This is a genomic window from Pseudomonas sp. ADAK7, from assembly GCF_012935675.1.
Taxonomy (GTDB): domain Bacteria; phylum Pseudomonadota; class Gammaproteobacteria; order Pseudomonadales; family Pseudomonadaceae; genus Aquipseudomonas.
In genome coordinates this window covers 5480606-5493797 of the sequence record NZ_CP052861.1, presented here as the reverse complement: position 1 = coordinate 5493797, position 13192 = coordinate 5480606, and the positions used below count along the sequence as shown (strand labels likewise).

Here is a 13192-nt window from a genome sequence, read left to right as displayed (position 1 = left end):
TTCAGCAACGTCTACCCCTGACGAGGCCCAATATGACCAGCCGCCTGAACCCCGACGACCAAAAGCATGTCGAAGAGTACCTGCACTTGTCCCAGCACCGAGTCGAGCGCCGGCCTTTCCGGCCTTGGATGCTCCTGGTGCTGGTGCTGGCAGTGACCATTGGTTTGGGCCTGCTGAGCCGACTTATCGGTTACCTGACGCTATGAGCTGCCTTGCGCTCGCGGGGGTGACCGCACCGATTTCTTTTAGCCTTGCGAGATATCCCCATGACTCACCGTATTGTTATCGTTGGCGGCGGCGCCGGCGGTCTGGAGTTGGCTACCCGTCTGGGTAAGACTCTGGGCAAGCGCGGCACGGCCAGTGTGATGCTGGTCGACGCGAACCTGACCCACATCTGGAAACCGCTGTTGCATGAAGTGGCGGCCGGGTCGCTGAACTCTTCCGAAGACGAACTCAACTATGTTGCCCAGGCCAAATGGAACCACTTCGAGTTCCAGCTCGGGCGCATGAGCGGGCTCGACCGCGCGTCGAAAAAAATTCAGTTAGCGGCGACCTACGACGAAGCCGGCATTGAATTGGTCCCGGCGCGCGAGGTGGGTTACGACTCGCTGGTGATTGCCGTCGGCAGCACCACCAACGATTTCGGCACCCAGGGCGCGGCGCAGCATTGCCTGTTCCTCGACACCCGCAAACAGGCCGAGCGCTTCCACCAGCAATTGCTCAACCACTACCTGCGTGCCCATGCCGGGCAAACCGATGTCGTGGAGCAGATCAGCGTGGCCATCGTCGGTGCCGGTGCGACTGGCGTCGAATTGGCAGCAGAACTGCACAACGCCGCCCATGAACTGGCGGCCTACGGTCTGGACCGGATCAAACCGGAAAACATGCACATTACCCTGATCGAAGCCGGGCCCCGGGTGTTGCCTGCCCTGCCGGAACGTATCGGCGGTCCTGTGCATAAAACCCTGGAGAAACTCGGGGTCAATGTGATGACCAACGCGGCGGTCAGCGAAGTCACGGCCGAAAGCCTGATCACCGCCGACGGCAAAGTGATCAATGCGAGCCTGAAAGTCTGGGCCGCCGGGATTCGTGCGCCGGGTTTCCTCAAGGACATCGACGGCCTGGAAACCAACCGCATCAATCAGCTGCAAGTGCTGCCGACCCTGCAAACCACCCGCGACGAAAACATCTTCGCCTTCGGTGACTGCGCCGCCTGCCCGCAACCGGGCACCGACCGCAACGTACCGCCGCGCGCCCAGGCTGCGCATCAGCAAGCGTCGTTGCTGGCCAAATCGCTAAAGCTGCGGATCGAAGGCAAGACCTTGCCGGAGTACAAGTACACCGACTACGGCTCGCTGATCTCGCTGTCGCGTTTTTCGGCTGTGGGTAACTTGATGGGCAACCTCACTGGCAGCGTGATGCTGGAAGGCTGGCTGGCGCGGATGTTTTACGTGTCGTTGTACCGAATGCACCAGATGGCGCTGTATGGCGCGTTTCGTACGGCGATGTTGATGCTCGGGAGCAAGATTGGACGTGGGACTGAGCCGCGACTGAAGCTGCATTAAGATATTCAGCGTCAGATAGGGCCTCTTCGCGGGCAAGCCTCGCTTCTACAGGATGATGACCGTAGGAGCGAGGCTTGCTCGCGAATGGGGCGCCGCGATTCAACTTCCTGACACTTGTGTGTCTCACTGTATCCCGCCCCGCCTTTCCCCCCCTTCGCTTACAAACTCCCCCTTGCACGACACAGAAGCGATACACCCGCACCGTTAAATGGCCACACCCGAGCAAGGCACCGCCTGCTTCGGTTAACGCCGCAATAACGCGGCACCCTTTATCGAGCGGTTGTGTCGTGCAACCCAGGAGATTTCAAATGTCCCGTACCACTAAAAACACTATCGGTCTGCTCGGCGCTGTTTTGGCTGGCGGCATGATGTTGACCGGCTCCGTGTTCGCTTCCCAGCCGCTGACCCAAGGCTACCTGCTGGCCTCCGCCGAACAGGTCGTGAAGACGCCTGAAGGCAAGTGTGGTGAAGGCAAATGTGGCGATGCGTCGATGGCCAAGACCGACACTGATGGCGATGGCAAAGTCTCCCGTGCCGAATTCCAGGCCGTCGCGCCGAAGTCCAACTTCGACAAAATCGACAAAAACCACGATGGCTTCATCGACGAGCAAGAGGCTTTCGACAACGTGAAAGCCAACTTCGAAGCCAACGGCAAGAAAATGCCAAAAGGTCTGTTCGAACACCTGAAAGACCAAGACGGCGCCTAAGCCTCAGAACAAACAAGCCGCGCATTCCTCGACGGGAAGCGCGGCTTTTTTGCGTCTGGCGGATTTATACCCGAAAGCGCTGGACCAGTTCTGACAGCTTATGGCTCGTATTGGCAAGTTGACGAGATTTGAAGGAGCTTGCTTTCCAGCAGACAAAAAAAATCCCCGTATCTTTCGATACGAGGATTTTTAATATGGTCGGGGTAAGGGGATTCGAACTCCTGACATCCTGCTCCCAAAGCAGGCGCGCTACCGGACTGCGCTATACCCCGGTAAAAAAAAGGCGACCTTTCAGTCGCCTTCTTCTTCGATCAGCGCTTTTGGCCTCTGATCTTAAGATCTGATCCCAGCGTTAACTGGTTTCAAAAATGGTGGGTCGTGTGGGATTCGAACCTACGACCAATTGGTTAAAAGCCAACTGCTCTACCAACTGAGCTAACGACCCAAAAATGGTCGGGGTAAGGGGATTCGAACTCCTGACATCCTGCTCCCAAAGCAGGCGCGCTACCGGACTGCGCTATACCCCGGTTTGAAATTGGCTCCGTGACCAGGACTCGAACCTGGGACCCAATGATTAACAGTCATTTGCTCTACCGACTGAGCTATCACGGAACTACATATTTCAATTTACAACGGTGAAGCTTGCTGCATCTCTCGACCCGTTCGCATCGCTGCGTTCGTGTGTCTGAGGCGCGCTATTCTACAATCTTAAGCACCTCTGTCAACCCCCTAATTTGCATTCAAGTTAATGATTTGCAACTTATTTCAGATTTCTACTTGGGGAGTAGAAACCCTTGCGGGTGACTTACTGCGGGGCGCACTTTACAAGCCTTTTCCTTTCAGTTCAACAGCCTGGCGAAAAAAAGGCCTCGCAATGCGAGGCCTTGTTTATTTCACTGGCGTTACGCCTCAGTCGAAAACGATTTCGTCGTTTTCCACCTTGCCGACAGCGGTCTCGCCCGGCAGGAAACGACCGGACAGAATCAGCTGCGCCAACGGGTTCTCGATCCAGCGCTGAATTGCTCGTTTGAGCGGCCGTGCGCCATAGACCGGGTCGTAACCCACTGCGATCAACTTATCCATCGCTTCCGGACTGAGCTCCAGTTTCAGCTCGCGCTCGGTCAGGCGACTGCGCAGGCGACCCAACTGGATCTCGGTGATGCCCGCGATCTGATCCCGCGCCAGCGGCTCGAAGATCACCACCTCGTCGACCCGGTTGATGAACTCCGGCCGGAAGTGCGTGGAAATCGCATCCATCACCGCCGCCCGTTGTGCTTCACGATCACCAACCAGCTCCTGGATCTGTACCGAACCGAGGTTGGAGGTCATGACGATCACGGTGTTCTTGAAATCCACCGTGCGGCCATGGCTGTCGGTTAGGCGGCCATCTTCCAGCACTTGCAGCAAGATGTTGAAGACGTCCGGATGGGCCTTCTCGACCTCGTCCAGCAGGATCACCGAGTAAGGCTTGCGACGCACCGCCTCGGTCAGGTAACCGCCCTCTTCATAGCCCACGTAGCCTGGTGGCGCGCCGATCAAGCGAGCCACGGAATGTTTCTCCATGAACTCGGACATGTCGATCCGCACCATCGCCTCTTCCGTATCAAAGAGGAACTCGGCCAGCGCCTTGCACAGCTCGGTTTTACCGACACCGGTCGGGCCGAGGAACATGAACGAACCGCTCGGGCGATTCGGATCGGACAACCCGGCACGGGAACGCCGTACTGCGTTGGAAACCGCGATCACCGCTTCGTCCTGGCCGATCACACGTTGGTGCAGCAGGCTTTCCATCTTCATCAACTTGTCGCGCTCGCCTTCGAGCATCTTCGACACGGGAATGCCGGTCCACTTCGACACGACTTCCGCGATTTCTTCCTCGGTCACCTTGCTGCGCAGCAACTGGTTCTCGCTTTTACCGTGCTGGTCGACCATTTGCAGGCTGCGCTCCAGGTCCGGGATGATCCCGTATTGCAGCTCGGCCATGCGGTTCAGGTCACCTTTACGGCGTGCGGCTTCCAGTTCCTGACGGGACTGTTCGATTTTCTGCTGGATCTGCGCCGACCCCTGGACTTCGGCTTTTTCCGAATTCCAGATTTCTTCGAGGTCCGAATACTCACGCTCCAGACGGACGATTTCTTCCTGGAGTTTTTCCAGGCGCTTCATCGCTGCTTCGTCGCTTTCTTTCTTCAGCGCCTGGGATTCCACCTTCAGCTGAATCAGGCGCCGCTCCAGACGGTCCAGCACTTCCGGCTTGGAGTCGATCTCCATGCGGATACGGCTGGCGGCTTCGTCGATCAGGTCGATGGCCTTGTCCGGCAACTGCCGATCAGTGATGTAGCGATGGCTCAGCTTGGCCGCGGCGATGATCGCGCCGTCGGTGATCGCCACTTTGTGGTGAACCTCGTAACGCTCCTTGAGGCCACGCAGGATGGCAATGGTGTCTTCTTCGCTCGGCTCTTCCACCAGTACTTTCTGGAAACGCCGCTCGAGGGCCGCGTCCTTCTCTATATATTGGCGGTACTCGTTGAGCGTGGTCGCGCCGACGCAGTGCAACTCGCCACGGGCCAAGGCTGGCTTGAGCATGTTGCCCGCGTCCATCGAGCCTTCGCCTTTACCGGCGCCGACCATGGTGTGCAGTTCGTCGATGAACAGAATGATCTGCCCTTCCTGCTTCGACAGTTCGTTAAGCAGGGATTTCAGGCGTTCTTCGAACTCACCGCGATACTTGGCACCGGCAATCAACGCGCCCATGTCCAGGGACAGCAAGCGTTTGCCTTTGAGGCCGTCCGGCACTTCGCCGTTGATGATGCGCTGGGCCAAGCCCTCGGCGATGGCGGTTTTACCCACGCCAGGCTCGCCGATCAGCACCGGGTTGTTCTTGGTGCGGCGTTGCAGGACCTGAATGGTCCGGCGAATTTCGTCGTCACGGCCAATTACCGGGTCAAGCTTGCCTTCTTCGGCGCGCTTGGTCAGGTCGACGGTGTACTTGTCCAGCGCCTGACGCGACTCTTCGTGGTTCGCATCATTGACGGCTTCGCCGCCACGCAGGTTGTTGATCGCGTTTTCCAGGGCTTTCTTGCTCACACCCTGGCCGAGCAGCAACTTGCCGAGCTTGCTGTTCTCGTCCATGGCGGCGAGCAACACCAGCTCGCTGGAAATGAACTGATCACCCTTCTGCTGCGCCAGGCGATCGGCCTGGTTGAGCAGGCGCGCCAAGTCCTGCGACATGTTGACGTCGCCGGTCGGGTTCTGGATTTTCGGCAGTTGATCGAGCTCTTTGGTCAGCTCTTTGCGCAGGCTGTTGACGTCAAAGCCGACTTGCATCAACAGAGGTTTGATCGAACCACCCTGTTGCTCAAGCATGGCTTGCATCAAGTGCGCCGGTTCAATGCCCGGATGATCGAGGCCGACAGCCAGGGATTGGGCGTCGGATAGAGCTAACTGCAATTTGCTGGTTAAACGGTCTATACGCATGGGTCACCTTCCTTTTGAGCAGGCCGGACCTAGAAAACCATCCTGAATGAAGAAACCTGCCAGATACCGCTATAGATGCGGTCGATTCTGGGAGTTTCAAGCGTCGTACAGTTGATGTAGATCAGGGAAGCTTAGTCTTCGAGCCAGACCAGGGAGGCAAACCGACCGGTGCGCGGACTGCGACGGTAAGAAAAGAAGCGCGGATCGGTCACGGTACAGAAACCGCCACCATAAACAGCGGTGACACCACGCGCAGCCAGACGCAAACGCGCCAGCTCATAGATGTCGGCCATGAACTTGCCGGCGTTGTGGCTCGGGACAAAGGCTTTTGCGGCTTCAGGCAATTGCTGGATGAAGACTTCCCGTACTTCCGGGCCGACTTCAAAGGCTTGCGGGCCAATCGCCGGGCCGAGCCAGACCATGACTTCTTCTGACGCCACGCCCAGACTGTCGAGGGTCGCTTCCAGCACACCGGCCGCCAACCCGCGCCAACCGGCATGGGCCGCCGCGACGCGTGTGCCGGCTCGGTCGCAGAACAGCGCCGGCAGGCAATCCGCCGTCATCGCCGCGCAGGCAACTCCGGGGGTTGCGGTCCAGCTGGCATCAGCGGTCACCACCCGGCCCGGATCGGCATCAGCCACGACAATGCCGTGGACCTGTTGCAACCAGGCCGGTTGGATCGAGAAATGATCGGTGAGACGACGGCGATTTTCAGCCACGGCTTCGGGACTGTCGTCGACGTGATCGCCGAGGTTGAGGCTGTCGAACGGCGCCAGACTGACGCCGCCCGCACGGGTGGTAACGCAGGCTTTCACCCCGGCAGGCGCAGGCCAGTCGGGAATCAGCCAGTCACTCATCCGATGAACGCCTCGCGGTCTTGCTTGAGCAGAGTCAGCAGCCAGACGAAATCGTCCGGCAGTGGCGATTCCCAGCTCATGCGTTTACCGGTGGTCGGATGATCCAGCTCCAGGAACCGCGCATGCAGCGCCTGACGCGGAAAAGCCTTCAACGATTCGACCATGGTCACACTGGCTGCCGGCGGGATACGGAAGCGACCGCCGTAGGCAGGGTCTCCGACCAACGGGTAGTTGATGTGGGCCATGTGTACGCGAATCTGGTGCGTACGACCGGTTTCCAGCTTCACCCGCACGTGGGTGTGGGAGCGGAAACGCTCGAGCACACGGTAGTGGCTGACGGCTTGCTTGCCACCTTCCATCACCGCCATGCGCTGGCGTTGCTGGCCGTGGCGACCGATCGGCGCGTTGATCTTGCCACCGGCAGTGACCACACCGATCACGATGCACTCGTAGATCCGGCTGACGCTGCGGCTCTGCAACTGTGTAACCAGTTGCGTCTGCGCTTGAATGGTCTTGGCCACCACCATCAGACCAGTGGTGTCCTTGTCCAGGCGATGCACGATACCGGCGCGGGGCACATTGATGATGTCCGGCACGTGGTGCAGCAAGGCGTTGAGCAAGGTGCCATCAGCGTGACCGGCAGCCGGATGCACCACCAGACCCGCAGGTTTGTTGATCACCAGGATGTCGTCGTCTTCGTAGACGATGTCCAGCTCGATGTCCTGAGCGATCCATTCGCCCTGAGCTTCCTGCTCGGCAGTGAGTTCAAGAATGGCACCACCATGAACAATGTCTCGCGGGCGGATAACCGCCCCATCCACAGTCAGGCGGCCGTCTTTGATCCAGGCGGAAAGGCGCGAGCGCGAGTGCTCAGCGAATAATTGTGCGGCGACTTGATCGAGGCGTTGGCCGCCCAATTCGGACGGCACCTCTGCGCGAAGTTCAATTTTATCGGACATGCTCAGACTAGGCGTCGGCACAGCCTTTGGTTTCGGCTGCGCGCTTGTGGTTAAATACGGCGTCTTTTGCCCCGAGGCTATTCAACGGGGCGCTCATCATAACAGGACGGCCCCGCCCAAGACAGCGGCCGTCATAGGGACGCAAGCCGCCATGCAAGTGAAACACCTGCTGCTGATCGCCATCCTCGCATTGACCGCTGCTTGCTCATCGAAGGAAGTCGTAGACGAAAACCTTAGCGAAGTCGAGCTGTACCAGCAGGCTCAGACCGACCTGGATAACAACAGCTACACCAGCGCCACAGCCAAGCTGAAGGCCCTGGAGTCGCGTTATCCGTTCGGGCGCTACGCTGATCAGGCTCAACTCGAGCTTATCTACGCCAACTACAAGAACGCCGAGCCTGAGGCTGCCAAGTCTGCCGCCGAGCGTTTCATTCGTTTGCACCCACAGCATCCGAACGTGGATTACGCGTATTACCTCAAGGGTCTGACCTCCTTCGACCAGGACGTCGGCCTGCTGGCGCGCTTCCTGCCGCTGGACATGACCAAGCGTGACCCCGGCGCTGCCCGCGACTCGTACAACGAGTTCGCCCAGTTGACCAGCCGCTACCCGAACAGCCGCTACTCGCCGGATGCCAAGCAGCGCATGATTTACCTGCGCAACCTGCTGGCTTCCTACGAAATTCACGTTGCCGACTACTACCTGACTCGTCAGGCCTATGTCGCCGCCGCGAACCGTGGTCGTTACGTAGTGGAAAACTTCCAGGAAACCCCTTCGGTCGGAGACGGCCTGGCGGTAATGGTCGAGGCCTACCAGCGTCTGCACCTGGACGAACTGGCCACCACCAGCCTCGAAACCCTGAAGCTCAACTACCCGAACCACCCAAGCCTGGTGGACGGTCAGTTCAAGCCATCGGTCGACGAAGCGGACAACCGTTCGTGGCTGAGCAAGGCTACCCTGGGCCTGATCGAATCCCGTCCGCCGCTGCCGCCGGGCGAAACCCGCGCCAACCAGGACGTGCAGAAGCAGTTCCAGGACGCGAAAGACTCGATTCCGAACGATCTCAAGCCTAAAGATGAAAACGGCGATGTGATCGAGGAAGAGCAACACGAAGCGGAAGGCAACAACAGCGACCGTTCGTGGTTCAGCTACATGACCTTCGGTGTGTTCGACTGACACCTCGGGTTGTACGAAAAGGGAGACTCTTGAGTCTCCCTTTTTTATGGCGGCGATTTATTACGCTGTGCGCCCGTCATGTCCTTGGCTAAACTGCCTGATCATCATTCTTAAAGCAGCCCACCATGCTTCGTTTACTGTTCTGGATCGCCCTGATTGCCGCTGCGGTATGGTTCTGGCGCAAGTTCAAGGGCCAGGTTTCAGCGCCAAAATCCTCCGCCGAGCTGGAAGCGGCCCCCATGGTGCGCTGCGCCCACTGTGGCGTTCACCTGCCCCGCGACCGTGCGCTGAACCTTCAACAACAGTGGTATTGCAGCCAGGCTCACCTTGAGCAAGGCCCGGGTTCCAGTGACCGCTGAGGCCTCCAGCCCCGGCAACAAACAGGCCCAGCGACTGCTGCGCCTCTATCATCTGTACCGTTTAAGCGTCGGCATCACCCTGGTGTTGTTGATTTCCAGCAACATGGACAACCAGTTGCTGGCGCTCGCCGATAACGACTTGCTGCGCAGTGGCAGCTGGTTGTACCTGGTGCTTAACATTCTGCTGGTGGTGTTCCTGGAGAACACCCGGCGCCGGACGCAGCTGTTCAGCCTGACCCTGGTCGATGTATTGCTGTTGTGCGGCCTGTTCTACGCCGCCGGTGGTGTGGCCAGTGCCATCGGCAATCTGCTGATCGTGTCAGTGGCCATCGGCAATACGCTATTGCGCGGACGTATTGGTTTGGTGATCGCGGCAGTCGCGGCCATCGGCATTGTCGGTTTGAGTTTCCTGCTGAGCTTCAGCCACCCCGCCAGCCCCAGTGACTATCTGCAAGCCGGCACCCTCGGCGCGCTGTGCTTTGCCGCGGCGTTGCTGGTGCAAGGCTTGATCCGGCGCCTGGAAGTCAGTGAGCACCTCGCCGAGCAGCGTGCCAGCGAGGTGGTTGGCCTTGAAGCCCTCAATGTGCTGATTCTGCAACGCATGCGTACCGGCATCCTGGTGCTGGACGACCAGCGCCGCGTGCAACTGGCCAACCACAGTGCCCTGTCCCTGCTGGGCCAGGAACGGCTGGACGGCCAACTGATCGATGATTACTCGCCAACCCTGGTCGAGCGCCTGCAACTGTGGCTCAACAACCCGACCTTGCGTCCCCAGAGCTTGAAAGTCGCCCGTTCCGGCCTGGAGCTGCAACCGAGCTTCATTGCCCTCGACCAAAGCCCGCACCATCAAACGCTGGTCTTTCTCGAAGACCTCGCCCAGATCGCCCAGCAGGCCCAGCAATTGAAGCTCGCCGCCCTCGGTCGCCTGACCGCCGGTATCGCCCACGAGATCCGCAACCCGCTGGGCGCCGTTAGTCACGCCGCGCAGTTGCTGCAGGAATCCGAGGAACTGAACGACGCGGATCGACGTCTGACCCAGATTATCCAAGACCACTCTCAACGAATGAATCGGGTTATCGAAAACGTCCTGCAACTGTCCCGCCGCCAGCAAACCGCACCGCAGCGGCTCGATCTGAAGCCGTGGCTGGCGCAGTTCGTCGAAGAAGCCCGTGAGGCCGCGACCGAACGCCAGCACATTCACCTGCGCATCGGCCTGGGCCACTTCACAACGTTGATGGACCCGAACCAACTGACCCAGATTCTCGACAACTTGTTGCGCAATGCCTGGCGGCACAGCGCCTTGACCCATGACAGGGCCGAGGTCTGGCTTGAGCTGTTTATCGACACCGACAGCCAGTTGCCGGTTCTCGAAGTGCTGGACAACGGCCCCGGCGTGGCGCCGGATCAGCAAGTGCACCTGTTCGAACCGTTCTTCACCACCAGCACCCAAGGCACAGGCCTCGGGCTCTATCTGTCCCGTGAGCTGTGCGAAAGCAACCAGGCCCGCCTAGACTTCAAACCACGCCAAGGCGGCGGCTGCTTTCGCATCACCTTTGCACACGGACGGAAACAAAGTTGAACATGAGCCCACAGCAGAAAGTCCTGATCGTCGACGACGAACCGGATATCCGCGAACTCCTGGAAATCACCCTGGGACGGATGAAACTCGACACGTTCAGTGCCCGCAACCTCGGCGAAGCCCAGGCCCTGCTGGGCCGGGAGACATTCGACCTGTGCCTGACCGACATGCGCCTGCCCGATGGCACCGGCCTGGAGCTGGTACAACACATCCAGCAACGTTATCCGCAAGTGCCGGTGGCGATGATCACCGCCTATGGCAGCCTGGAAACGGCGATCAACGCCCTCAAGGCCGGCGCTTTCGACTTCCTGACCAAACCGGTGGACCTCACCCGGCTGCGAGAATTGGTCACCAGTGCCTTGCGCCTACCGGCTCCGGGTGGCGCCAGCACCGCGATTGATCGCCGCTTGCTCGGCGATTCACTGCCGATGCGCAGCCTGCGCAAGCAAATCGACAAACTGGCCCGCAGTCAGGCACCGGTGTACATCAGCGGCGAATCCGGCAGCGGCAAGGAGCTGGTCGCCCGCCTGATCCACGAACAAGGCCCGCGTTCGAACGGCCCCTTCGTGCCGGTCAATTGCGGAGCGATACCGTCGGAATTGATGGAAAGTGAATTCTTCGGCCATCGCAAGGGCAGCTTCAGCGGCGCCATCGAAGACAAGCCCGGGCTGTTCCAGGCGGCCCATGGCGGCACCCTGTTCCTCGATGAAGTGGCTGATTTACCACTGGCCATGCAGGTCAAGTTGCTGCGGGCGATTCAGGAGAAAGCGGTGCGCAGCGTCGGCGGGCAGCAGGAAACCGTGGTCGATGTGCGTATCCTCTGCGCCACCCACAAGGACCTCGACGCTGAAGTCAGCGCCGAACGTTTTCGCCAGGATTTGTACTATCGGCTCAATGTGATCGAACTGCGGGTCCCGCCCTTGCGCGAGCGTCGGGACGATATCGAGACCCTGGCCAGCCATGTGCTCAAGCGTCTGGCGGCCGGCACTGGCCAACCCGCGGCAAAACTGCACCCGCAAGCCGTTGAAGCGCTGAAAAGCTACCGTTTCCCGGGCAATGTGCGGGAGCTGGAGAACATGCTCGAACGCGCCCACACCTTGTGTGAGAACAAACAGATCGAAGCCAGCGACCTGCGCCTGGCCGAAGGCAACTGCACCGCTGAGGCCGGCGTGCCGGACCTGACGCGGATCGACAATCTGGAAGATTATCTGGAAAACGTCGAACGCAAACTCATCCTCCAGGCACTGGAGGAAACCCGCTGGAATCGCACGGCGGCGGCGCAACGGTTGAATCTGTCGTTTCGGTCGATGCGCTATCGGCTCAAGAAATTAGGTTTGGATTGAAAAGATCGCAGCCCCCGTAGGAGCTGCCGAAGACTGCGATCTTTTGCTCTTCGCCTTAAATTCGCCCCGCCGGCGCATACGGCGCCGGATCAATGATCGGCGCCCTGCCCAGCATCACATCCGCAAACAACTGGCACGACGCCGGCGCCAGCACCAATCCATTGCGGTAATGCCCGCAGTTGAGCCACAGCCCGGCAAAACCCGGCACCCGGCCAATATAGGGAATGCCTTCCGGCGAGCCCGGCCGCAGCCCGGCCCAATGCCCCACCACCTCGGCTTCCGCCAGCGCCGGGATCAACTCCACGGCCGAGGCCTTCAGGCTTTCCAGCGCCGATCCGGTTGGGGTCTTGTCGAACCCTTCGTGCTCCAGCGTACTGCCGATCAGGATATGTCCGTCGCGACGCGGAATCGCGTACCGGCCCTTGGCCAAGACCATGCTCGGCAAAAAATCCGCCGCACACTTGTACAGAATCATTTGACCCTTGACTGGCTCGACCGGCAGTTCCAGGCCGAGGCTTTTCAGCAAGTCGCCGCTCCAGGCGCCCGCCGTCAACACAACCTGATCGCCAAGAATCGCGCCCGTGGACGTCTGCACCCCGACCACCGCGTCGCCGTCACGGATAAACCCGCTGACTTCGCATTGCTCATGGATCGTCACGTTCGGCAGCGCCAACAGCGCCGCCTTCAGAGACTTGACCAGCCGCGGGTTGCGCACGTTGGCCACATCGGCCATGTAGATGGCCCGTGAGAAACCACCGCCCAGGACCGGCACCGCGTCATGGGCTGCCGAGATATCCACAGCCCGCAGCGGACGGTTTTCCCGTTCGGCCCAGGCCAGTGCTTCGGCTTCATCGTCCAGATCCAGCCAGTAAAGCCCGGTGGTGTGCACTTCGGGGTCGACGCCGGTGGCGGCAAACAGACGCTCACCCAGCTGTGGATAAAAATCCTGGGACCAGTGAGCCAGCGCCGTGACCGCCGGGCTGTAGCGCCACGGATAAAGCGGTGAAACAATGCCGCCGCCGGCCCAGGACGATTCCTGGCCGACGTTCGAGCGATCCAGCAGCACAACGCTCTGCACTTCGGACGCGAGATTGAACGCGGTCAGCAGGCCGATCACCCCGCCGCCGACAATCACCACTTGCTGTTGCCTGCTCATGTTCTGATCCAACCGTTCA

General features: G+C 59.9%; 11 protein-coding genes and 4 tRNA genes. 7 read left to right on the top strand and 8 right to left on the bottom strand.

Annotation, left to right across the window (positions count from 1 at the left end):
• Positions 1–32 precede the first annotated feature (32 nt).
• The 3 genes from HKK53_RS25255 to HKK53_RS25245 all read left to right on the top strand — a co-directional run bounded on the left by HKK53_RS25255 (position 33) and on the right by HKK53_RS25245 (position 2272).
• Positions 33–206 (top strand): DUF3094 family protein, encoded by a 174-nt coding sequence (locus tag HKK53_RS25255; RefSeq protein ID WP_054051322.1) that lies wholly within the window; start codon positions 33–35, stop codon positions 204–206.
• Between the two features lie 60 nt (positions 207–266).
• A complete protein-coding gene (locus HKK53_RS25250; RefSeq protein WP_169373024.1) occupies positions 267–1565 on the top strand; it encodes an NAD(P)/FAD-dependent oxidoreductase in 1299 nt (432 codons plus the stop codon).
• A gap of 308 nt (positions 1566–1873) precedes the next feature.
• A complete protein-coding gene (locus HKK53_RS25245) occupies positions 1874–2272 on the top strand; it encodes an HvfA family oxazolone/thioamide-modified RiPP metallophore (RefSeq protein ID WP_169373023.1) in 399 nt (132 codons plus the stop codon).
• A 195-nt stretch (positions 2273–2467) separates the two neighbouring features.
• Here HKK53_RS25245 and HKK53_RS25240 read toward each other — a convergent pair.
• The 7 genes from HKK53_RS25240 to rluD form a co-directional block, all read right to left on the bottom strand.
• Positions 2468–2544, bottom strand: a tRNA-Pro gene (locus tag HKK53_RS25240).
• 97 nt (positions 2545–2641) lie between these two features.
• A tRNA-Lys gene (locus tag HKK53_RS25235) sits at positions 2642–2717 on the bottom strand.
• 5 nt (positions 2718–2722) lie between these two features.
• Positions 2723–2799: transfer RNA gene (locus HKK53_RS25230), tRNA-Pro, on the bottom strand.
• 9 nt (positions 2800–2808) lie between these two features.
• Positions 2809–2884 (bottom strand) — tRNA-Asn (locus HKK53_RS25225).
• Between the two features lie 297 nt (positions 2885–3181).
• Complete coding sequence (clpB, locus tag HKK53_RS25220; protein WP_169373022.1) at positions 3182–5746, bottom strand: ATP-dependent chaperone ClpB; 2565 nt, start codon at positions 5744–5746, stop codon at positions 3182–3184.
• 131 nt (positions 5747–5877) lie between these two features.
• Positions 5878–6603, bottom strand: a complete 726-nt coding sequence (gene pgeF / locus HKK53_RS25215; protein ID WP_169373021.1) for a peptidoglycan editing factor PgeF — start codon at positions 6601–6603, stop codon at positions 5878–5880.
• Positions 6600–7562 (bottom strand): 23S rRNA pseudouridine(1911/1915/1917) synthase RluD, encoded by a 963-nt coding sequence (gene rluD / locus HKK53_RS25210; protein ID WP_007942311.1) that lies wholly within the window; start codon positions 7560–7562, stop codon positions 6600–6602. Before rluD ends, pgeF begins: the two co-directional genes overlap by 4 nt.
• Positions 7563–7713: 151 nt before the next feature.
• Between rluD and HKK53_RS25205 the strand changes: the two genes are divergently transcribed.
• The 4 genes from HKK53_RS25205 (at position 7714) to HKK53_RS25190 (ending at position 12017) form a co-directional block, all read left to right on the top strand.
• Positions 7714–8736 carry an outer membrane protein assembly factor BamD gene (locus HKK53_RS25205; protein ID WP_169373020.1) on the top strand — a complete coding sequence of 341 codons (1023 nt, stop codon included), beginning with the start codon at positions 7714–7716 and terminating at the stop codon, positions 8734–8736.
• Positions 8737–8861: 125 nt separating this feature from the next.
• The gene (locus tag HKK53_RS25200) at positions 8862–9095 is read left to right on the top strand and encodes a PP0621 family protein (protein ID WP_169373019.1); all 234 of its coding nucleotides are present in this window, start codon (positions 8862–8864) and stop codon (positions 9093–9095) included.
• Positions 9085–10674, top strand: a complete 1590-nt coding sequence (locus HKK53_RS25195) for a sensor histidine kinase (protein ID WP_169373018.1) — start codon at positions 9085–9087, stop codon at positions 10672–10674. Before HKK53_RS25200 ends, HKK53_RS25195 begins: the two co-directional genes overlap by 11 nt.
• A 2-nt stretch (positions 10675–10676) precedes the next feature.
• On the top strand, positions 10677–12017 hold the full coding sequence (locus HKK53_RS25190; protein ID WP_169373017.1) for a sigma-54-dependent transcriptional regulator: 1341 nt from the start codon (positions 10677–10679) through the stop codon (positions 12015–12017).
• 55 nt (positions 12018–12072) lie between these two features.
• Here the strand turns inward: HKK53_RS25190 and thiO are convergent, their stop codons facing one another.
• A complete protein-coding gene (gene thiO, locus HKK53_RS25185; RefSeq protein ID WP_169373016.1) occupies positions 12073–13173 on the bottom strand; it encodes a glycine oxidase ThiO in 1101 nt (366 codons plus the stop codon).
• Positions 13174–13192 lie beyond the last annotated feature (19 nt).

Bases quoted from the DNA above. Each gene is read 5' to 3' on its own strand.
- HKK53_RS25255 (WP_054051322.1), top strand. From the start codon at position 33: ATGACCAGCCGCCTGAACCCCGACGACCAAAAGCATGTCGAAGAGTAC.
- HKK53_RS25250 (WP_169373024.1), top strand. From the start codon at position 267: ATGACTCACCGTATTGTTATCGTTGGCGGCGGCGCCGGCGGTCTGGAG.
- HKK53_RS25245 (WP_169373023.1), top strand. From the start codon at position 1,874: ATGTCCCGTACCACTAAAAACACTATCGGTCTGCTCGGCGCTGTTTTG.
- clpB (WP_169373022.1), bottom strand. From the start codon at position 5,746: ATGCGTATAGACCGTTTAACCAGCAAATTGCAGTTAGCTCTATCCGAC.
- pgeF (WP_169373021.1), bottom strand. From the start codon at position 6,603: ATGAGTGACTGGCTGATTCCCGACTGGCCTGCGCCTGCCGGGGTGAAA.
- rluD (WP_007942311.1), bottom strand. From the start codon at position 7,562: ATGTCCGATAAAATTGAACTTCGCGCAGAGGTGCCGTCCGAATTGGGC.
- HKK53_RS25205 (WP_169373020.1), top strand. From the start codon at position 7,714: ATGCAAGTGAAACACCTGCTGCTGATCGCCATCCTCGCATTGACCGCT.
- HKK53_RS25200 (WP_169373019.1), top strand. From the start codon at position 8,862: ATGCTTCGTTTACTGTTCTGGATCGCCCTGATTGCCGCTGCGGTATGG.
- HKK53_RS25190 (WP_169373017.1), top strand. From the start codon at position 10,677: ATGAGCCCACAGCAGAAAGTCCTGATCGTCGACGACGAACCGGATATC.
- thiO (WP_169373016.1), bottom strand. From the start codon at position 13,173: ATGAGCAGGCAACAGCAAGTGGTGATTGTCGGCGGCGGGGTGATCGGC.